Genomic DNA, 17,926 nt, shown 5'->3' with positions numbered 1-17,926 from the left:
ATGTCGCGTATTGGACGTCTTCCCATTGACATCCCTGCCGGTGTGACCGTCGAGGTCACCGGCCAGGACGTCGTCGTCACGGGCCCGAAGGGCGAGCTGCGACTGACCGTCGCCAAGCCCATCGAGGCCAAGGTCGAGGAGAACCAGGTTCTCGTCACCCGTCCGGACGACGAGCGCGAGTCGCGTGCCCTGCACGGCCTGACCCGCACCCTGATCAACAACAACATCATCGGCGTGACCCAGGGCTACTCCAAGGGCCTCGAGGTCGTCGGCACCGGTTACCGCGTGGCTCAGAAGGGCTCGTCCGTCGAGTTCGCTCTCGGCTTCTCGCACCCCGTGACCGTCGACGCGCCCGCCGGCATCACCCTGACCGTCGAGGGCAACAACAAGCTCACGGTCAGCGGCATCGACAAGCAGGCGGTCGGCGAGACCGCGGCCAACATCCGCAAGATCCGCAAGCCCGAGCCGTACAAGGGCAAGGGCGTGCGATACGCGGGCGAGGTCGTCCGCCGCAAGGCCGGAAAGGCTGGTAAGTAAGCATGGCTCTGAAGAGCAAGTCCGACGCGCGTGCGCGTCGCCACGCCCGCCTTCGCAAGAAGATCGTGGGCACCGAGTCGCGGCCGCGCCTGGTCGTGACCCGCTCGGCCCGCCACGTCTTCGTGCAGCTCGTCGACGACGCCAAGGGCCACACGGTCGCTTCGGCGTCGACCCTCGAGGCCGACCTGCGCACGTTCGACGGTGACAAGACCGCCAAGGCTCGCAAGGTCGGCGAGCTCGTCGCCGAGCGCGCCAAGGCCGCCGGCGTCGCCGACGTCGTGTTCGACCGCGGTGGCAACCGCTACGCGGGCCGTGTCGCAGCGATCGCCGACGGCGCTCGCGAGGGAGGTCTGAACCTGTGAGCGATGCAGTGACCAACAACAACGGAGAGAACCCTGTGACCGAACAGGCTACGACCGAGCAGGCTGCGGCCACCGCTCCCGTCGAGCGCGAGGCCCGCGAGCCCCGTCGCGGCAGCCGTGAGCGCAACAACAACCGCGACCGCGGTTCGCGCGACGCCGACAAGAGCCAGTTCCTGGAGCGCGTCGTCACGATCAACCGCGTGTCGAAGGTCGTCAAGGGTGGTCGTCGCTTCAGCTTCACGGCGCTCGTCGTCGTCGGCGACGGCAACGGTCTCGTGGGTGTCGGCTACGGCAAGGCCCGCGAGGTGCCCCTGGCCATCTCGAAGGGCGTCGAAGAGGCCAAGCGCAACTTCTTCCGCGTTCCCCGCACCGGCTCGACCATCCCGCACCCCGTGCAGGGTGAGGCCGCCGCTGGTGTCGTGCTCCTGCGTCCGGCTGCCGCCGGTACCGGTGTTATCGCCGGTGGTCCGGTCCGCGCCGTGCTCGAGTGCGCCGGTATCCACGACGTCCTGTCGAAGTCGCTCGGCTCGTCGAACACGATCAACATCGTGCACGCGACCGTCGAGGCGCTGAAGCAGCTCGAGGAGCCCCGTGCGGTCGCCGCACGCCGTGGCCTGGACTTCGACCAGGTCGCACCGGCTCGTCTCGTGCGTGCCGAGGCCGAGGCGAACGCTGCACAGAAGGTAGGTGCCTGATGGCCGCTCGACTGAAGGTCACCCAGGTCAAGTCCAAGGTGAGCGAGAAGCAGAACCAGCGTGACACGCTGCGTTCGCTGGGTCTCAAGCGGATCGGCGACTCGGTCGTCCGCCCCGACGACGCGCAGACGCGCGGTTACGTCAAGACCGTCGCGCACCTCGTGAAGGTTGAGGAGATCGACTGATGGCTGAGAAGAAGGACGACAAGAAGGCGAAGGCCGAGACCACGGCCGCCCGCCCCGGTGTGCTGAAGGTGCACCACCTGCGTCCCGTCCCCGGGTCCAACACCGCGAAGACCCGTGTCGGTCGCGGTGAGGGCTCGAAGGGTAAGACCGCGGGCCGCGGAACCAAGGGCCAGAAGGCCCGCTACCAGGTCAAGGCGGGCTTCGAGGGTGGCCAGATGCCGCTCCACATGCGCACGCCGAAGCTGCGCGGGTTCAAGAACCCGTTCCGCGTCGAGTACCAGGTCGTGAACCTGGACAAGCTCGCGGAGCTGTACCCGCAGGGTGGCGACGTCACGATCGGCGACCTCGTCGCCAAGGGTGCCGTTCGCAAGAACGAGAAGGTCAAGGTGCTCGGCACCGGCGACATCTCGGTGGCTCTGAACGTGTCGGTCGACAAGGTCTCGGGTTCTGCCGAGCAGAAGATCGTCGCAGCCGGCGGTTCCATCAAGTAATGCGCCAGCGAGGGCCGGAGTTCGCTCCGGCCCTCGCTTCGTCGTATCCCGGGGCGCGTCTGTGAACGCGCTGGGATACCCTGGTTGACGGTGTCGTCCCGAGACGCCGCCCATCCCCTGGGAGGAATCCACTTGTTCAGCGCCATTGCGCGGGTCTTCCGCACCCCGGATCTCCGGCGGAAGATCGGCTTCACCCTGGCGATCATCGCCATCTATCGCCTGGGCGCGCACGTGCCGACGCCGTTCGTGAACTTCCCGAACGTGCAGAGCTGCCTCGGTCAGAGCGGCACCGCGCAGGGCCTGCTCTCGCTCGTGAACCTGTTCTCGGGCGGCGCCCTGCTGCAGCTGTCGATCTTCGCGCTCGGCGTGATGCCGTACATCACCGCGACGATCATCGTGCAGCTGCTGCGCGTGGTCATCCCGCACTTCGAGACCCTCTACAAAGAGGGCCAGTCGGGTCAGGCGAAGCTCACGCAGTACACGCGCTACCTGACGATCGCGCTGGCGCTGCTGCAGTCCACGACCCTCGTCACGGTCGCCCGCTCGGGCCAGCTGATCCCCGTGGCCGGGGTGCCCGAGTGCGAGCAGCTGCTGACGTCCGAGGCGTGGTACGCGCAGCTGCTGATGATCATCACGATGACCGCCGGCACCGGCCTCATCATGTGGTTCGCCGAGCTCGTCACCGAGCGCGGTGTCGGCAACGGCATGTCGATCCTCATCTTCACCTCGATCGCGGCGACCTTCCCCGCCGCGCTGTGGTCGATCGCGATCGCCCGCGGCTTCGAGATCTTCCTCCTCGTCCTGGCCGTCGGCATCGCCGTCGTGGCGCTCGTGGTGTTCGTCGAGCAGTCGCAGCGACGCATCCCCGTCCAGTACGCCAAGCGCATGGTGGGCCGGCGCACGTACGGCGGCACCAACACCTACATCCCGATCAAGGTCAACATGGCCGGCGTCGTGCCCGTCATCTTCGCCTCGTCGCTGCTGTACATCCCCGCGCTCGTCGCGCAGTTCAACCAGACCCCGGATGCCGATGGCAACGTGCCCGGCTGGGTCGCCTGGATCCAGCAGTACTTCACCACCGGTGACAGCCCGTTCTACATGGCGGTCTACTTCCTGCTGATCATCGGCTTCACGTACTTCTACGTCGCCATCACGTTCAACCCGGTCGACGTCGCCGACAACATGAAGAAGTACGGCGGCTTCATCCCCGGCATCCGTGCGGGACGCCCGACGGCGGAGTACCTCGACTACGTGCTGACCCGCATCACCGCTCCCGGGTCCATCTACCTCGGTCTGATCGCGCTGCTGCCGCTCATCGCCCTCGCGACGGTCGGCGCCAACCAGAACTTCCCGTTCGGCGGGGCGTCCATCCTCATCATCGTGGGTGTCGGCCTCGAGACCGTGAAGCAGATCGATGCGCAGCTCCAGCAGCGCCACTACGAAGGGCTGCTGCGATGACGGCTGCACGTCTGTTGATCGTCGGCCCCCAGGGGTCCGGCAAGGGCACTCAGGGCATCCGCATCGCCGAGGCGCTGGGCATCCCCGCCGTCTCGACCGGCGACGTGTTCCGCGCCAACGTGAAGCAGGGCACCGAGCTCGGCCAGCAGGTGCAGGCGATCATCGCCGGGGGCGACCTCGTGCCCGATGAGCTGACGAGCGCGATCGTGCGCGACCGCCTCGAGCAGGCAGACGCCGCCGGCGGATTCCTGCTCGACGGCTACCCGCGCAACCTCGCCCAGGTCGGCGACCTCGACGCGTTCCTCCAGGCACGCGGTGAGGAGCTCACCGGCGTCATCGAGCTGGTCGTCCCGCGCGACGAGTCGATCGCCCGGCTGTCCAAGCGCGCCGCCGAGCAGGGGCGCGCGGACGACAACGAGGAGTCCATCGCCAAGCGGCTCGCGATCTACGAGAACGAGACGGCGCCGATCCTCGACGTCTTCCGCGAGCGGGGCATCGTCGACCAGATCGACGGCGTGGGCTCGCTCGACGAGATCACCGAACGCATCACGGCGGCGCTGGCGGCCCGCGGCATCACCGCGTGATCGGCCGCCGCTCCATCTACAAGTCGCCCGCGCAGCTGCGGTCGATGGTCGAGCCCGGCCTCATCACGGCCGCGGCGCTGCAGGCGGTGCGCGAGCGCGTCGCCCCCGGTGTGACGACACTCGAGCTGGATGCCGTCGCCGCCGAGGTGATCCGCTCGCGGGGCGCCGAGTCGAACTTCCAGCTCGTGCGCGGATACCGCCACACCGTGTGCGCGTCGGTGAACGAGCAGGTCGTGCACGGCATCCCGAACGACCGTCCGCTCGAGCCGGGCGACATCCTCTCGATCGACGCCGGAGCGCAGTACCGCGGCTGGAACGGTGACTCGGCGTTCACGATCGTCCTTCCGGACCCGTCGCGCCCCGAGCTCGTCGCCGCGCGGGAGCGGCTGTCGCAGGCCACCGAGCAGTCGCTGTGGGCGGGGATCGCGGCGCTCGCGAACGCCCGCCACATCGCCGAGATCGGCGACGCGATCCAGACGTCGATCGAGGCGTCCGGCGAGGACTACGGCATCCTGCGCCACTACGTCGGGCACGGAATCGGCCGCAAGATGCACGAGGCGCCGTCGGTGTTCAACTACCGCGTCGCCGACCTCGGGCCCGAGGTCAAGCCCGGACTCGTGCTCGCCATCGAGCCGATGGTCGTCGCGGGGTCGGAGGCGACGTTCGTCGAGGACGACGACTGGACGGTGTCGACCGTCGACGGCACGGACGGCTCTCACTGGGAACATAGCGTCGCCGTGCATGATGGGGGCATCTGGGTACTCACGGCCCCCGACGGTGGCGCCGCGGGGCTCGCTCCCTATGGAATCGTCCCGACGGAGATCGGCTGAGGAGAGAAGTGATGGCGACTGCTGCGACGGGCAAGACCAACTGGTTCGCGATCTGGGTGTCGACGGCCGTGGTCGTCGTGGTGGCGCTCATCATCGGTCTGGTCGTCTGGATGAACAACAGCGCGACCGATCCCGGCACGCCGCCGACCGGCTCGGGCATCGAGCAGGAGACCGGGGCGATCGTCGTCGGCGACGGCTCGCAGACGCTCGACACGTACCTCGACTTCATGTGCCCGATCTGCGGCCAGTTCGAGACGACCTACGGCCCCGAGATCCTCGACCTGGTCGAGGACGGCACGATCACCCTCAAGATCCACCCGGTCTCGATCCTCGACCGCTTCTCGCAGGGCACCGAGTTCTCGACCCGCTCGGCGAACGCGATGTACTGCGTCGCCGAGGCCGATCCCGACGCCGCGGTGCCCTTCATGCAGGCGATGTTCGAGCAGCAGCCGGCCGAGCAGTCGCCGGGCCTGAGCGATGAGCAGATCCTGCAGATCGCGTCGGACGTCGGGGTGACCGGTATCGACTCGTGCGTCGCGGACCGCACGTACGCGTCGTATGTCGCCGCGATGACGAAGGAGACGCCCGTCCAGCCCGGGTCGAGCGGCATCGGAACGCCGACGCTCGCGATCAACGGCGAGGTCATCTCCAACAGCGCGATCCCGGCGCAGGGCTCGTTCGCGACGCTCTTCGACTGAGCGGGACGCCCGCGGCGCGCGTCTCGGGAGAGGCGACGCGCCGGGGGAGATCCCCGGAGTTGCCGGGGCGTGCGGTAGCGCGTATGCTTGCTCTTTGGTGCGTTGCGCCGTCATTGGCGTGTCACCGAAAATCCCATCCAACGCAGACCGACCGGTCTGCACAACTGTAAGCGAGCGTATGGCCAAGAAAGACGGTGTCATCGAGATCGAGGGCGTGATCTCCGAGGCTCTGCCGAACGCGATGTTCCGCGTCGAGCTGAGCAACGGACACAAGGTCCTCGCCACGATCTCCGGAAAGATGCGGCAGAACTACATCCGCATCATCCCCGAAGACCGCGTCGTCGTGGAGCTCAGCCCCTACGACCTCACCCGCGGGCGCATCGTCTACCGCTACCGCTGAGACCGGTCGAGAAGTAACGCCCCGGGCCCCGGCTCGTCGGCGAAGACAGCGAATCAGGAACATCATGAAGGTCAACCCCTCCGTCAAGCCCATCTGCGACCACTGCAAGGTCATCCGTCGCCACGGTCGCGTCATGGTCATCTGCAAGTCGAACCCGCGTCACAAGCAGCGCCAGGGCTGATCGGATGCCGCGCCACGCGGCATCCGGCAACCACAACTCAACACACTTCAGGCAGATCAGAACCCACCGGCCCGCCGGCGGGGGACACCTCGGGACGAAGGCCCGGGCACCGATCCTGCTCCACACCTTCGATTACTCCTAGGAGAACCGCATGGCACGTCTTGCCGGCGTTGACATCCCGCGCGACAAGCGCGTGGTGATCGCCCTCACGTACATCTACGGCGTGGGCCGTACCCGCTCGAACGAGATCCTCGCCGCGACGGAGATCGACGAGAACATCCGCGTCAAGGACCTCAGCGACGACCAGCTCGTCGCGCTCCGCGACTACATCGAGGGCAACTACAAGGTGGAGGGTGACCTGCGCCGCGAGGTCGCCGCCGACATCCGCCGCAAGGTCGAGATCGGTTCCTACGAGGGCCTGCGCCACCGCCGTGGCCTGCCCGTGCGCGGTCAGCGCACCAAGACCAACGCGCGCACGCGCAAGGGTCCCAAGCGCACCGTCGCCGGCAAGAAGAAGGCGCGCTAAGGCGCGGCCCCCACAGGTTTAGGAGAACACGCACATGGCACAGGCCAAGTCCGCAGCGCGCAAGCCGCGCCGCAAGGAGAAGAAGAACATCGCGCTGGGCCACGCCCACATCAAGTCGACGTTCAACAACACGATCGTCTCGATCACCGACCCGTCGGGCGCCGTCATCAGCTGGGCCTCCTCGGGTGGCGTCGGCTTCAAGGGCTCGCGCAAGTCGACCCCCTACGCCGCCGGCATGGCCGCCGAGTCCGCTGCGCGTCAGGCGCAGGAGCACGGCGTCAAGAAGGTCGACGTCTTCGTCAAGGGCCCGGGTTCGGGCCGCGAGACCGCGATCCGCTCGCTGACGGCCGCCGGCCTCGAGGTGGGGTCCATCCAGGACGTCACCCCGCAGGCCCACAACGGCTGCCGTCCCCCCAAGCGCCGCCGCGTCTGAGCCGACACGGATCCGGATGCCGCACCACGCGGCATCCGGACTTCCGTCGTTTCCTTGAAAACTCAACACCTCACTGAATTGCACGTGTCATATAGCGGGCACGTGATCGAAAGGAACACATAGTGCTCATCGCACAGCGTCCCACTCTGACCGAGGAGAAGATCGGCGAGTTCCGCAGCCGGTTCGTCGTCGAGCCGCTCGAGCCCGGCTTCGGCTACACCATCGGCAACGCGCTGCGCCGCAGCCTGCTGTCGTCGATCCCCGGCGCAGCCGTGACCAGCATCCGTTTCGACGGTGTGCTCCACGAGTTCAGCACCATCCCGGGCGTGAAGGAGGATGTCACCGAGATCATCCTCAACATCAAGCAGCTCGTGGTCTCGTCGGAGCGCGACGAGCCCATCACGGCGTACCTGCGCAAGACCGGTGCCGGTGAGGTCACGGCCGCCGACATCTCGGCTCCCGCCGGTGTCGAGGTCCACAACCCCGACCTGGTCATCGCGACGCTCAACGACAGCGCGAAGTTCGAGCTCGAGCTCGTCATCGAGCGCGGCCGCGGCTACGTCTCGGCGACGCAGAACCGCAATGAGTACGCCGAGGCCGGCCAGATCCCGATCGACTCGATCTACTCGCCCGTGCTCAAGGTCAGCTACCGCGTCGAGGCGACGCGTGCCGGTGAGCGCACCGACTTCGACAAGCTGGTGCTCGACGTCGAGACGAAGGCCTCGATCTCGCCCCGCGACGCCGTCGCGTCGGCCGGTCGCACCCTGACCGAGCTGTTCGGTCTCGCTCGCGAGCTGAACGTCGAGGCTGAGGGCATCGAGATCGGCCCCGCGCCGGTCGCCGAGGTTCTCACCAACGAGCTGTCGATGCCGATCGAGGACCTCGATCTGTCGGTCCGCTCGTACAACTGCCTCAAGCGCGAGGGCATCAACACGGTGTCCGAGCTGGTCGCCCTCTCGGAGACCCAGCTCATGAACATCCGCAACTTCGGTCAGAAGTCGGTCGACGAGGTGCGCGACAAGCTCGTCTCGCTCGGCCTGTCGCTGAAGGACTCGGTCCCCGGGTTCGACGGTGCGCACTTCTACGGCGGATACGACGACGAGAACCTCTGAGCCCCCCTTTCTTCTGGAGTAACAAGACATGCCTAAGCCCACCAAGGGTCCCCGCCTCGGAGGCGGCCCCGCCCACGAGCGCCTGCTTCTCGCGAACCTCGCCGCGGCCCTGTTCACGCACAAGTCGATCACCACGACCGAGACCAAGGCCAAGCGCCTGCGTCCGTACGCCGAGCGTCTCGTGACGTTCGCGAAGCGCGGCGACCTGCACGCTCGCCGTCGCGTCGCGTCGGTCATCGGCGACAAGAGCGTCGTGCACGAGCTGTTCGCCGAGATCGCGCCGCTCGTCGCCGAGCGCGAGGGTGGCTACACCCGCATCACGAAGGTCGGGAACCGCAAGGGCGACAACGCCCCCATGGCCGTCATCGAGCTCGTGCTCGAGCCGGTGAACCCGAAGCCGAAGTCGGCCAAGAAGTCGGCCACCGCCCCCGCCGCCGAGGAGGCTCCGGTCGAGGAGGCTCCCGTCGAGGAGACCACCGAGGCTCCGGCCGACGACACCGCCGCCGACGCCGGCGCCGAGTCGCCGGAGGAGGGCGCAGCCGCCGAGGCTGCGGCCGAGGACGCCGCTGAGGCTCCCGCCGAGGACGACACGAAGTAACGACGCGTCACCGCGTCCGACGGGCCCGCATCTCTCGCTCAGAGGGTGCGGGCCCGTCGCCGTTCCCGCGCGAGCGGCGCGGTGTGCGAGGCTGGTGACGTGAGCGAGAACAACGCGAGGAGCCTGGCCGAACGCGTCGGGACGGCATCCGATCCGGTGCTGCCCACGCATCCCGATGTCGCGCAGTGGCGCGGCGCGACCGTCGCCGACGTCGACGCGATCCACGGCGTGCAGGTCGCGGCCGACCGCGTCGACCACCCGACCTGGACCACGCCGCGACACGAGGTCGCCGAGCGGTTCGAGCTGTCGCACGTCGACCCCCTCCGCGACACCCTGATCGCGTTCGACGCGCAGGGCGAGGCGGTCGCCGTCGGTACCGTCACGCTGCACCCCTCGCGCGACGAGCACCTGCACGTTCACCTCAGCGGCGCGGTGCGCCCCGACCGCCGCGGCCGCGGCATTGGCGCGGCGCTCTTCGCGTGGCAGCACGCGCGCGCCGAGCAGCAGCTGGTCGAGGCGGCGACGGCGTCGGAGGCCGTCGCCGCGCTCCCGGCGCAGATCCAGATCTATGCGTCCGAGAAGGATGCCGCGCTCGAGCGCATCGCCGAGGCGCACGGCTATCGCACCGAGCGCTGGTTCTCGACGATGCACCGTGACCTGAGCGAGCCGATCCCCGAGCTCGAGCCTGTGCCCGGCATCGAGCTGGTGCCGTTCACGTCCGACCGCGCCGAGGACGCCCGAGCGGCCCGCAACGACGCCTTCCGGGATCACTGGGGGAGCCTCCCCAGCTCGCCGGAGCGGTGGCAGCAGTTCATCGGGGGGCCGCTGCTGCGCCCCGACCTGTGCACGCTCGCGCTCGAGGACGGGCGGATCGTCGCGTTCTGTCTCGCCTCGGTCAACGAGGAGGACTTCGAGATGCTCGGTCCGAACGCGTACATCGACCTCGTCGGGGTCGTGCGCTCGCACCGGCGCCGGGGTCTCGCCCCGCGCGTCATCGCGCGGTCGCTCACGGCGATGCGCGATGCAGGGCTCGGCACGGCGGTGCTCGACGTCGACACCGAGAGCCCGACGGGCGCGAACGCGCTCTACGGCGGACTCGGCTTCACCTCGTACGAGCGCGACCGGGTGCTCGTCCGGCACTACTGATCGGCGCCACGCCCCTCGAACAGCTCCAGCAGGAACGTGCGGGTGCGCTCGGCGGCCCACGCGGCGGTCGCCCGCTGAGTCTCGGCCCCGGCGACCGCCTCGCGCACGGTTCGGGCGAAGATCGCGCCGCCCTCTGCCCCCGGGTGGATCTGGTCGGCGGCGAGCAGGTCGGTGCGCCCCGCGATCGCCCCGGCCCAGTCGGCGACGACGACGCGCGGATGCGCCGCGGCGAAGGCGGTGAGGTCGCGGTTGACGCCGGGGATCCAGTCCCGCGGCGCGAACGCGTTGACGAGGATGACGGATCGCTCGGGTCCGGCGGCGTCGACGATGCGCTGCAGCGCCTCGCCCGACACGGGACCGTTCGTCCCCAGGCCCACGACGACGTAGGGGCGCAGCGCGCCAGAGGCGGCGAGGTTCTCGATGATGCGGGCGCCGGCGCCCAGCGACCGAGATACTTCGGCGTCGACGTCGATGCCCGGCATCTCGGCGAGCAGGCCGGGCGCCGAGGCGAGCATGACCGAATCGCCCACGGCCGTCACCTGCGAGCCGTCCACCGCCTGCGCGGTCGGCGCGGGATGGGCCGCCGCGTCGCGCTGCGCCTGCTCGAGGGCGGCGCGGCCGGCGTCGACGGCGGTCTCGCTCGAGGTCTCGGCGGGAGCCACCGCCACGGCCGCGGTCGTACCCCCGAGGGCGACGACGGCCAGCGCGGCCACGGCGAGGGTCGCGAGGCGGCGCGCGGGCCGGGCGTGCAGGTTGGCGCGGGCGAGGCGGAGCGCGCCGCGGAAGCCGTGACGGCGCACGGGCTGCTCGAGCCAGTGGTACGACCCCGCAGAGAGGGCGAGCGTCGCGACGAGGACGGCGAGACCCACGCTGACGGGCACCGCGACGTCGGGTCCGGCCCCGGTCAGCCGGAACGTCGCCAGGACGACGAGCGGCCAGTGCCACAGGTAGATGGCGTACGACCGCTCGCCGATCCACCGCAGGGGAGCGATGTCGAGTGCGCGCCCGAACCAGGACCCGGGCCACGCCGCCACCGCGACGGCGACCGCGGTGAGGAGCGAGGCGACGATGCTCGAGAGGGGGAAGGTGACGCCCGCGTCGCCAGCGCCGGTGATGACGGCGGTGGCGACGAGGCCGGCGACCGCGAGCGAGCCGACCACCACGCCCCAGACCGGACCGACGCCGGCGATCGATGCCCGTCGCGCCACCGCGCCCTGCAGGAGGAACGCCAGAGCGACGCCGAGGAGCAGCCCGAACGCGTGCGTGTCGGTGCCGAAGTAGACCCGGGTCAGGTCGGCGCCGGAGGACAGGCTCACGACGGCCCAGGCCGCCGAGGCGGCGGCGAGCAGCGACGCGACGGCGGTGCGCGAACGTCGCCCCGGCAGCAGCAGGAACAACGGCAGCACGAGCGGCCAGACGAGGTAGAACTGCTCCTCGACGGCGAGCGACCAGAGGTTGCGGAAGAGCTCGGGGTCGGTCGCGGCGAAGTAGCCGGTGCCCCCGGCGAGCGAGACCCAGTTGTACGAGAAGGTCGCTGCGCCGACGACCTGTCTGCCCATGTCGACGAGGACGTCACCGCCCACGACCCACGCCAGCGACGCGCTCACCGTGACGACGGCCACGAGCGCGGGCAGCAGGCGCCGGGCGCGCCGCGCCCAGAAGCGACGGAGGCGGATGCGGCCGTGGCGGGCGCTCTCGCGCAGCAGCAGGCTCGTGATGAGGAAGCCCGAGAGGACGAAGAACACGTCGACGCCGATGTAGCCGTTGCGCAGCGGGCCGGCGGGGAACAGGTGGGCGAGGACGACGAGCAGCACGGCGAGGGCGCGCAGGCCGTCGAGCCCGGCGATGCGGGCGCGCGGAAGCGGAGGTGAAGTCATACGGCGATGTCCGGGGGCGTCGGGGGGACGGGCGTCGGCGGCATCCCAGTGTAGACGGCGCCCCCGAGGCGATGTGGTAGACCGGGTGTGGGGCGCAGATCGCGTTCGGTGAGAGGTGGATGATGGGCTCTGCGGAGGTCCTCGTGCTGGGCGAGGCGTTGGTCGACGTCGTCGAGTCGGCCGGCAGCGTCAGCGAGCACGTGGGGGGCAGCCCCGCCAACGTCGCGGTCGGGGTCTCGCGCCTGGGCGTTCCGGTGCGGCTGGCCACGCGGCTGGGCCGCGACGCGCGCGGTGAGCGCATCGCCGCCCACCTGCGGGCGTCGGCGGTCGAGATCTCCGAGACGGCGTGGACGGATGCCGCCACCGACAGCGCTCACGCGCGCATCCAGGCCGACGGCTCGGCGCAGTACACCTTCGCCGTCGCCGGGGTCGTCGCCCCCGACGACGGTGGCGAGACCGTCCTCGTGCACACCGGGTCGATCGCCCTGTTCCTCGACCCGGGCGGCGAGACGTGTCTCGCGGCCCTCGAGGCTGCGCGCGGTCGTGCGATCGTCACGGTCGACCCGAACATCCGGCCGGCGCTCGTCGGCGCGCACGACGCCGCGCTGGCGCGATTCGCCCGCGCCGCCGCGGCAGCCGATCTGGTGAAGCTGAGCGACGAGGATGCCGCGTGGCTGTGGCCCGGCGCCCCCGCGGATGAGGTGCTCGAGACCATCGCGGCGTGGGGGACCGGCGCCGTCGTCATGACGCGGGGCGCCGAGGGAGCGATCGGACGGGCGCCGGACGGCGTGCTCGTCACGGTGCCGGGTGCGACGGTCGCCGTCGCCGACACCATCGGCGCGGGCGATTCGTTCATGGCGAGTCTCATCGCGACGCTCGTCGAGCGCGGGGTGCCGGCGGACGCCGACGCGCTGCGCGCGGCCCTGCAGTTCGCCGCGCGCGCCGCCGCGATCACCGTGTCGCGTCCCGGCGCGAACCCGCCCACGCGCGCCGAGCTGGAAGCCTGACGGGTGCGTCTGCGACTGGACATCGCCTACGACGGCACGGCGTTCTCGGGGTGGGCGCGGCAGCCGCAGCTGCGGACCGTGCAGGGCGCGATCGAGGCCGCCGTGACGCGGGTGCTGGGTGGAGAGGCGCAGCTGGTGGTCGCGGGGCGCACCGACGCCGGCGTGCATGCGTCGGGTCAGGTCGCCCACCTCGACCTCAGCGACGCGCAGGCGGCGCGGCTCGGCCGCGGGCGCGACCCGGAGCCGTCGTCCCTCGCGGCGCGGCTCAACGGGGTGCTCGGCCGCTACGCCGACGTGCACGTGCGCGCGACGTCCGTCGCCGCCGCCGGCTTCGACGCCCGGTTCTCCGCCGTGTGGCGGCGGTACGCCTATCGGGTGGCCGACCGGGCCACCGGCTACGACCCGCTCGAGCGGTTCCGGACGACGTTCGTCCCCGCCGCCCTCGACGTGGCGGCGATGGATGCCGCGGCCCGCAGCCTCACCGGACTGCACGACTTCGCTGCCTACTGCAAGCCGCGGCCCGAGGCCACGACGATCCGCACCCTGCTGGAGTTCGACTGGCGGCGCGACGACACGGGCGTCCTTGTGGCGAACGTGAAGGCCGACGCCTTCTGCCACAGCATGGTCCGGGCGCTCGTCGGCGCGTGCGTCGCGGTCGGCGAGGGGCGGCTCCAGGTGGCGGATGTCGCCGCGCTGCGCGACGCCCGCACCCGCACGAGCGCGTTCCCGGTGCTGGCGGCGCGCGGGCTCACGCTGACGGAGGTCGGCTACCCCGCCGACGAGCTGCTCGCGGCGCGAGCGGAGCAGACCCGCGCGCGCCGCGCAACCGACACCTGACCGAAAGATTGCGGGCGTAGCCTGACCTGACCATGAAGGTCATCTCGTACAACCTGCGCAAGCACCGCGCGGCATCCGAACTCGCCGACCTCGTCGAACAGCACGCCGCTGACGTGCTGTGCCTGCAGGAGGCCGACACCGCCGGCATCCCGGACGAGATCAGCGGCCTTCGCCTGGCCGAGGCGACCGCGCGCAACCGGCTCGGGCTCGCCGTGTACTACCGCGAGAACACCTACCGCGCCGTCGAGGTCCGCTCGCTCGCGCTGAAGAAGTCGCTGCACGACCGCGTGCTCAAGCCCGCGGAGGAGCGCATGCTGGGTGTGCGGCTGCGCGACATCGACCACGGTCGCGACCTCATCGTCGCGAGTTTCCACGCCGCCCCTCTGACGGCGCTGAACTCGCTGCGGCGCAACCAGATCCAGGCGGCGCTGACCTCGCTCAGCGAGCTGGGCGAGGGGCTGCCGATCCTCATGGTCGGCGATTACAACTACCCCGTGTTCAAGGAGAACCTCGGCCAGGTCGTGCGGCAGCAGGGGTACGAGCTGACCCTCAGCGACGCGCGGACGTACACGCGCTACAAGTTCTTCCGCGGTCACTATGACTTCGCGACGAGCGTCGGGTTCGACATCGCCCGGGTGCAGACGCTGCCGCAGGGGCGCAGCGACCACCTGCCGATCCTCGTCACGGCCGAGGCCGGCTGACCCGCCGCAGGCCGGCTGACCCCGGCCACCCGAGACGCGAAACGACGGATGCCCCGGAGCCGAAGCTCCGGGGCATCCGTCATGCGTTGCGCCTGATCAGGCAGCGACCTCCGCGTTGCGGTGGCGGCGGACCGTGCTCGCGACGGCGATGCTGCCACCGGCGAGGGCGAGAGCGCCACCGCCGATCCACAGGCCGAGGAGAGCGGCGTTGTCGCCACCGGTGGCGGGCAGGGTGCCCGAGCCGCCGGTGCTGCCGCCGCCGGCCGCGGCCGGGACAGCGATCGTGACGGTGGCGGCGTCGGAGACGGCGCCGTCGGCCACGAAGGTGTAGGTGCCGGTCGCGTTGGCGGGGAGCGTCACCACGAAGGAGACCTCGCCGGCCGCGTTGGCCGTCTTGGTGGTGCTGGTCGAGGTGACCGCGAACTTGACGAATGCGACGCTGCCGGCGGCGGCGTTCTCACCCGTCAGGGTGCCGGTGACGGCCTCGCCCGGCTGGAAGTCGTCGAATGCGAGCGTTGCGCTGCCACCCGGAGCGATCGTCGCGGACGAGCCGCCGACGGGCGCCGGGGTGTACGCGTTGGCGATCGCGGGGGCTGCGAAGACAGCCGCGGCAGCGATGGCCGTGGCGGCCGCCGCCTTGATGAAACGGTTCTTCATGAGTCCTGCTTTCCTGGGGATGTCCAAAGGCGCACACCCAACGGAAACGAAATGCTAAGGATTACGTCAGGAGTGGTCTCAGCAAGTATCCAGGGAAATCGCTCCGATGTGCAACCCTCAAGGTTTCGATCGCGTTAACATTTCGCGATCCGGATCGGAAGCGACGCGCCGCGGCTGCGGGCGGAACGTGCCGAAGGTGGCTGAACGCCGCGTCAGATGCGCGCGTCGCGCGCCCGACGGACGGCCGCGGCGAGGGCGATCGTGGCGCCGGCCGCGACCAGCGAGCCGCCCCCGACCCACAGGCCGAGCGCCGTGCGTGCGTCGCCACCCGTGGCGGGCAGGCCGGCCTCGGTCGTGACCGACGCGCTCGCCGTGCCGCCGGCGGACGAGGCGGAGATCGCCTCGATGTTGTAGACGCCGACGGCATCGGCCGGGAAGGTCAGCGCGACGGGCTCGAGGGCGCCGCTGGCGGTGGACTCGCGGACCGTGGTGCCGGTGGTGACGGCGAAGGAGGCGCGGGCGAACACGACGCCGGCGCCGTTCTCACCGCGCACGGTGATGGTAACGGCCTCGTCGGGGCCGAAGGTGCCGTCGGCGCAGGCGAACTCGACGGTGCTGCCGGCGACGAACGTGCTCGGCGTCGTCGTGCACGAGTTCGTCGGCGGGTAGATGGTCGCACCGGTCGTCGACGCGGATGCCGCGGCGGGAAGCGCGACGATCGCGGCGGCGAGGGCCGCAGCGGCGGCGAAAGAGGCGGTGCGGCGCATGATGGGGCTGAGTCTATGCCCCGCCGCACCCGGCGACAACAATCGTGGGCCGATTCGCGTCGATGGTCGGCGTCACGGCGGCGGAGGCGCTCGACACGCCGACGCCGCCATCGGGGGTCACCGTGAGGGTCGCGGTCACCGACTGCCCCGGAGCCAGGTCTGACGAGAACACCATGACCTGCCGGCCGGCGTGCGATCCGCCGCCGAAGCCGGCGCCGTCGGATCGGACCGCCGATGACAGCGCGTAGCCCTCGGGGAGGTACAGATAGGCGACCGTCCGCGCCACCCCCGGGGGCACCCCGAACGCGCCGCCGCCCGTGACGTACTCGGGGAGTGCGGTGGCAGCATCGGCGGGGGCGTTGTTGGTGAGAGTGACGTCGAGCGTGAGCGGAGCGGCGCCGGCGCCGCGGCCGTCGGTCGTGCACGAGCCCCACGTCAGCCGGGTGTCGGCGGTGAGGTAGTAGTCCATCTTCGAGCCGGTGCCGTCGTTGAGGAACACGCCGAAGGCGGCGGTGTCGTCATCGCTCGCGGGCAGGGTGCCCGCGAGCGTCGTGTCCGCGAGCACGGCCTGGTCCTCCGGCACGGCGCTCCACAGCAGCAGCCGCCGCTGGTCGCCGGCGCGGCCGAGGGCACTGATGAGCGTCGCGGGGTCGGCGGCGCCGGCGGCGAGGCGCTCGAAGACCGCCGCGGAGGCCGCCGCGAAGAAGGCATCCTGTGCCCGCGGATCCTCGTACCGCGCGTAGACGTCGTTGAGCAGCAGCGCGACGGCGTTCTCGGACGACAGCACGTCGCCCGTCGGCAGCTCGACGGGGCCCGTCGCCTCGAGGATGTACGACAGGGCGACGGGGTCGGTGGCGATGACACCGTCGACGGACTGCCCGCTCTCGCGCAGCCACATCTCGCGGGCCAGCGGTGCGCCGACGGTGAAGTCGGGGATCTGGGTGACGTTCTGGATGTAACGGCCCGGACGCGTCTCGTAGATGCGCTCGATCTCGGGGTCGAGGGGCAGCACCGGCTCGCCGAAGTTGCGGAAGTCCGACGACGAGCCCTGGCCGGTGAGCTCGATGCGCCCGTCGGCGGTGCGGATCACGGCCATCGCGCCGACGATGCCGCCCATCGAGCGCCACTCGGCGTTGTTCTGGAAGGCCACGAGGTAGGTGCGCTCGCCCGATGCGCCCAGCATCGCGGGCAGCAGGGTCGCGGCGCGGGCGAGCGCGTCGGTCGCCGTGGCGCCGGTGTCGAGCAGGGTGGCGACCTCGTCGACCGCCGACCGCACCGGGGCCAGCAGCGGGGTGTCATCGAGCGCGGACACGGATGCCGCCGCATCGGCCACGGTGTCGGCGCCGGCGCGCGCGGGACCGGCGATCTCGGTGAAGATCGCGGTGTCGATGCGGCCGTCGACGGGGCGGAAGGCGTCGGCCGAGAACGCCGACGCGACGTCGGCGAGCGGTACGAGTCCGTCGCGGGCCACGTCGTCGGCCGCCGCGGCGATCGTGGCGACCGCGCTCAGCTGCGGGCCGATCCAGGGCGCTCCCTCGGCCAGCCGCCACAGCGGGTCGGAGGTGAGGTCGCGAGCGTTCGCGGCGTGCTCGGCGACGTCGGCGATGTGCGGGGCCGCCGCGGCGGGATCGGCGATGGAGTCGACGGCGGTGCGGGCGGAGGACTCGACCTCGCGCAGCTCGCCATAGGCCAGGGCCCCGCGGATGCCCACCCACGCGGCGAGGACGACGACGGCGAGCAGGAATGCGGCGGCCACGGCGATCAGCGCGAGCTGCGCCCTCCGCAGGGGCCGGGACGAGACGGCGTTCGGCACCCGAACACTCTAGGCGGCCAGCCTGCGTGCG

23 protein-coding genes are annotated in these 17,926 nt (G+C 70.8%); 19 read left to right on the top strand and 4 right to left on the bottom strand.

Features of this window, described 5'->3' with window-relative positions:
* The 16 genes from rplF to JOF37_RS15770 all read left to right on the top strand — a co-directional run bounded on the left by rplF (position 1) and on the right by JOF37_RS15770 (position 10,236).
* A complete protein-coding gene (gene rplF / locus JOF37_RS07225; RefSeq protein ID WP_210006224.1) occupies positions 1–537 on the top strand; it encodes a 50S ribosomal protein L6 in 537 nt (178 codons plus the stop codon).
* A 2-nt stretch (positions 538–539) separates the two neighbouring features.
* Positions 540–899 (top strand): 50S ribosomal protein L18, encoded by a 360-nt coding sequence (gene rplR / locus JOF37_RS07220; RefSeq protein WP_210006223.1) that lies wholly within the window; start codon positions 540–542, stop codon positions 897–899.
* Positions 896–1,594, top strand: a complete 699-nt coding sequence (rpsE, locus tag JOF37_RS07215; protein ID WP_372445428.1) for a 30S ribosomal protein S5 — start codon at positions 896–898, stop codon at positions 1,592–1,594. The genes rplR and rpsE overlap by 4 nt, the downstream gene beginning before the upstream one ends.
* Positions 1,594–1,779, top strand: coding sequence for a 50S ribosomal protein L30 (gene rpmD / locus JOF37_RS07210; RefSeq protein ID WP_023954062.1), 186 nt, complete (start codon positions 1,594–1,596; stop codon positions 1,777–1,779). Before rpsE ends, rpmD begins: the two co-directional genes overlap by 1 nt.
* Positions 1,779–2,270 carry a 50S ribosomal protein L15 gene (rplO, locus tag JOF37_RS07205; RefSeq protein WP_210006221.1) on the top strand — a complete coding sequence of 164 codons (492 nt, stop codon included), beginning with the start codon at positions 1,779–1,781 and terminating at the stop codon, positions 2,268–2,270. The genes rpmD and rplO overlap by 1 nt, the downstream gene beginning before the upstream one ends.
* A 132-nt stretch (positions 2,271–2,402) precedes the next feature.
* Positions 2,403–3,728 (top strand): preprotein translocase subunit SecY, encoded by a 1,326-nt coding sequence (gene secY, locus JOF37_RS07200; protein WP_210006220.1) that lies wholly within the window; start codon positions 2,403–2,405, stop codon positions 3,726–3,728.
* Positions 3,725–4,312, top strand: coding sequence for an adenylate kinase (locus tag JOF37_RS07195; RefSeq protein WP_210006219.1), 588 nt, complete (start codon positions 3,725–3,727; stop codon positions 4,310–4,312). Before secY ends, JOF37_RS07195 begins: the two co-directional genes overlap by 4 nt.
* Positions 4,309–5,142, top strand: a complete 834-nt coding sequence (map, locus tag JOF37_RS07190) for a type I methionyl aminopeptidase (RefSeq protein WP_372445427.1) — start codon at positions 4,309–4,311, stop codon at positions 5,140–5,142. Before JOF37_RS07195 ends, map begins: the two co-directional genes overlap by 4 nt.
* Positions 5,143–5,153: 11 nt before the next feature.
* Positions 5,154–5,840, top strand: coding sequence for a DsbA family protein (locus JOF37_RS07185; RefSeq protein WP_210006218.1), 687 nt, complete (start codon positions 5,154–5,156; stop codon positions 5,838–5,840).
* A gap of 178 nt (positions 5,841–6,018) precedes the next feature.
* On the top strand, positions 6,019–6,240 hold the full coding sequence (gene infA / locus JOF37_RS07180) for a translation initiation factor IF-1 (protein WP_017201569.1): 222 nt from the start codon (positions 6,019–6,021) through the stop codon (positions 6,238–6,240).
* 64 nt (positions 6,241–6,304) lie between these two features.
* Entirely contained in the window at positions 6,305–6,421 is a 117-nt protein-coding gene (gene rpmJ, locus JOF37_RS07175; RefSeq protein WP_005050492.1) for a 50S ribosomal protein L36, read from the top strand.
* Between the two features lie 151 nt (positions 6,422–6,572).
* A complete protein-coding gene (gene rpsM, locus JOF37_RS07170) occupies positions 6,573–6,947 on the top strand; it encodes a 30S ribosomal protein S13 (RefSeq protein WP_056371363.1) in 375 nt (124 codons plus the stop codon).
* A 34-nt stretch (positions 6,948–6,981) separates the two neighbouring features.
* Positions 6,982–7,380 (top strand): 30S ribosomal protein S11, encoded by a 399-nt coding sequence (gene rpsK / locus JOF37_RS07165; RefSeq protein WP_023954078.1) that lies wholly within the window; start codon positions 6,982–6,984, stop codon positions 7,378–7,380.
* A 122-nt stretch (positions 7,381–7,502) separates the two neighbouring features.
* The gene (locus tag JOF37_RS07160; RefSeq protein WP_210006217.1) at positions 7,503–8,492 is read left to right on the top strand and encodes a DNA-directed RNA polymerase subunit alpha; all 990 of its coding nucleotides are present in this window, start codon (positions 7,503–7,505) and stop codon (positions 8,490–8,492) included.
* Positions 8,493–8,520: 28 nt separating this feature from the next.
* On the top strand, positions 8,521–9,090 hold the full coding sequence (gene rplQ / locus JOF37_RS07155) for a 50S ribosomal protein L17 (protein ID WP_210006216.1): 570 nt from the start codon (positions 8,521–8,523) through the stop codon (positions 9,088–9,090).
* Positions 9,091–9,189: 99 nt separating this feature from the next.
* A complete protein-coding gene (locus JOF37_RS15770) occupies positions 9,190–10,236 on the top strand; it encodes a GNAT family N-acetyltransferase (protein WP_210006215.1) in 1,047 nt (348 codons plus the stop codon).
* Here the strand turns inward: JOF37_RS15770 and JOF37_RS07145 are convergent.
* Complete coding sequence (locus tag JOF37_RS07145; protein ID WP_210006214.1) at positions 10,230–12,113, bottom strand: acyltransferase family protein; 1,884 nt, start codon at positions 12,111–12,113, stop codon at positions 10,230–10,232. The two genes, JOF37_RS15770 and JOF37_RS07145, sit on opposite strands and share 7 nt — an antisense overlap.
* A gap of 119 nt (positions 12,114–12,232) precedes the next feature.
* On the opposite strand from JOF37_RS07145, the gene JOF37_RS07140 reads away from it, so the two are divergent.
* The 3 genes from JOF37_RS07140 to JOF37_RS07130 are packed head-to-tail and all read left to right on the top strand — an operon-like array spanning position 12,233 to position 14,658.
* Positions 12,233–13,120, top strand: a complete 888-nt coding sequence (locus JOF37_RS07140) for a PfkB family carbohydrate kinase (RefSeq protein WP_210006213.1) — start codon at positions 12,233–12,235, stop codon at positions 13,118–13,120.
* Between the two features lie 3 nt (positions 13,121–13,123).
* A complete protein-coding gene (gene truA, locus JOF37_RS07135; protein ID WP_210006212.1) occupies positions 13,124–13,957 on the top strand; it encodes a tRNA pseudouridine(38-40) synthase TruA in 834 nt (277 codons plus the stop codon).
* Between the two features lie 32 nt (positions 13,958–13,989).
* Positions 13,990–14,658 carry an endonuclease/exonuclease/phosphatase family protein gene (locus JOF37_RS07130; RefSeq protein ID WP_210006211.1) on the top strand — a complete coding sequence of 223 codons (669 nt, stop codon included), beginning with the start codon at positions 13,990–13,992 and terminating at the stop codon, positions 14,656–14,658.
* Positions 14,659–14,754: 96 nt separating this feature from the next.
* Here JOF37_RS07130 and JOF37_RS07125 read toward each other — a convergent pair whose 3' ends face one another.
* From JOF37_RS07125 to JOF37_RS07115, 3 genes are all read right to left on the bottom strand, one after another.
* Positions 14,755–15,315 carry a hypothetical protein gene (locus tag JOF37_RS07125; protein ID WP_210006210.1) on the bottom strand — a complete coding sequence of 187 codons (561 nt, stop codon included), beginning with the start codon at positions 15,313–15,315 and terminating at the stop codon, positions 14,755–14,757.
* A 212-nt stretch (positions 15,316–15,527) separates the two neighbouring features.
* The gene (locus JOF37_RS07120) at positions 15,528–16,082 is read right to left on the bottom strand and encodes a cell wall protein (RefSeq protein ID WP_210006209.1); all 555 of its coding nucleotides are present in this window, start codon (positions 16,080–16,082) and stop codon (positions 15,528–15,530) included.
* Between the two features lie 13 nt (positions 16,083–16,095).
* Positions 16,096–17,895, bottom strand: a complete 1,800-nt coding sequence (locus JOF37_RS07115) for a DUF4012 domain-containing protein (RefSeq protein ID WP_271174902.1) — start codon at positions 17,893–17,895, stop codon at positions 16,096–16,098.
* Between the last annotated feature and the right edge of the window lie 31 nt (positions 17,896–17,926).

This window comes from Microbacterium imperiale, from assembly GCF_017876655.1.
Taxonomy (GTDB): domain Bacteria; phylum Actinomycetota; class Actinomycetes; order Actinomycetales; family Microbacteriaceae; genus Microbacterium; species Microbacterium imperiale.
This window is presented reverse-complemented; position numbering and strand designations above follow the sequence as displayed.

Excerpts from the sequence above, each read along its gene's own strand:
- rplF (WP_210006224.1), top strand. The coding sequence starts at position 1 with ATGTCGCGTATTGGACGTCTTCCCATTGACATCCCTGCCGGTGTGACC.
- rplR (WP_210006223.1), top strand. The coding sequence starts at position 540 with ATGGCTCTGAAGAGCAAGTCCGACGCGCGTGCGCGTCGCCACGCCCGC.
- rpmD (WP_023954062.1), top strand. The coding sequence starts at position 1,594 with ATGGCCGCTCGACTGAAGGTCACCCAGGTCAAGTCCAAGGTGAGCGAG.
- rplO (WP_210006221.1), top strand. The coding sequence starts at position 1,779 with ATGGCTGAGAAGAAGGACGACAAGAAGGCGAAGGCCGAGACCACGGCC.
- JOF37_RS07195 (WP_210006219.1), top strand. The coding sequence starts at position 3,725 with ATGACGGCTGCACGTCTGTTGATCGTCGGCCCCCAGGGGTCCGGCAAG.
- JOF37_RS07185 (WP_210006218.1), top strand. The coding sequence starts at position 5,154 with ATGGCGACTGCTGCGACGGGCAAGACCAACTGGTTCGCGATCTGGGTG.
- infA (WP_017201569.1), top strand. The coding sequence starts at position 6,019 with ATGGCCAAGAAAGACGGTGTCATCGAGATCGAGGGCGTGATCTCCGAG.
- rpmJ (WP_005050492.1), top strand. The coding sequence starts at position 6,305 with ATGAAGGTCAACCCCTCCGTCAAGCCCATCTGCGACCACTGCAAGGTC.
- rpsM (WP_056371363.1), top strand. The coding sequence starts at position 6,573 with ATGGCACGTCTTGCCGGCGTTGACATCCCGCGCGACAAGCGCGTGGTG.
- rpsK (WP_023954078.1), top strand. The coding sequence starts at position 6,982 with ATGGCACAGGCCAAGTCCGCAGCGCGCAAGCCGCGCCGCAAGGAGAAG.
- rplQ (WP_210006216.1), top strand. The coding sequence starts at position 8,521 with ATGCCTAAGCCCACCAAGGGTCCCCGCCTCGGAGGCGGCCCCGCCCAC.
- JOF37_RS07145 (WP_210006214.1), bottom strand. The coding sequence starts at position 12,113 with ATGACTTCACCTCCGCTTCCGCGCGCCCGCATCGCCGGGCTCGACGGC.
- JOF37_RS07140 (WP_210006213.1), top strand. The coding sequence starts at position 12,233 with ATGATGGGCTCTGCGGAGGTCCTCGTGCTGGGCGAGGCGTTGGTCGAC.
- JOF37_RS07130 (WP_210006211.1), top strand. The coding sequence starts at position 13,990 with ATGAAGGTCATCTCGTACAACCTGCGCAAGCACCGCGCGGCATCCGAA.
- JOF37_RS07125 (WP_210006210.1), bottom strand. The coding sequence starts at position 15,315 with ATGAAGAACCGTTTCATCAAGGCGGCGGCCGCCACGGCCATCGCTGCC.
- JOF37_RS07120 (WP_210006209.1), bottom strand. The coding sequence starts at position 16,082 with ATGCGCCGCACCGCCTCTTTCGCCGCCGCTGCGGCCCTCGCCGCCGCG.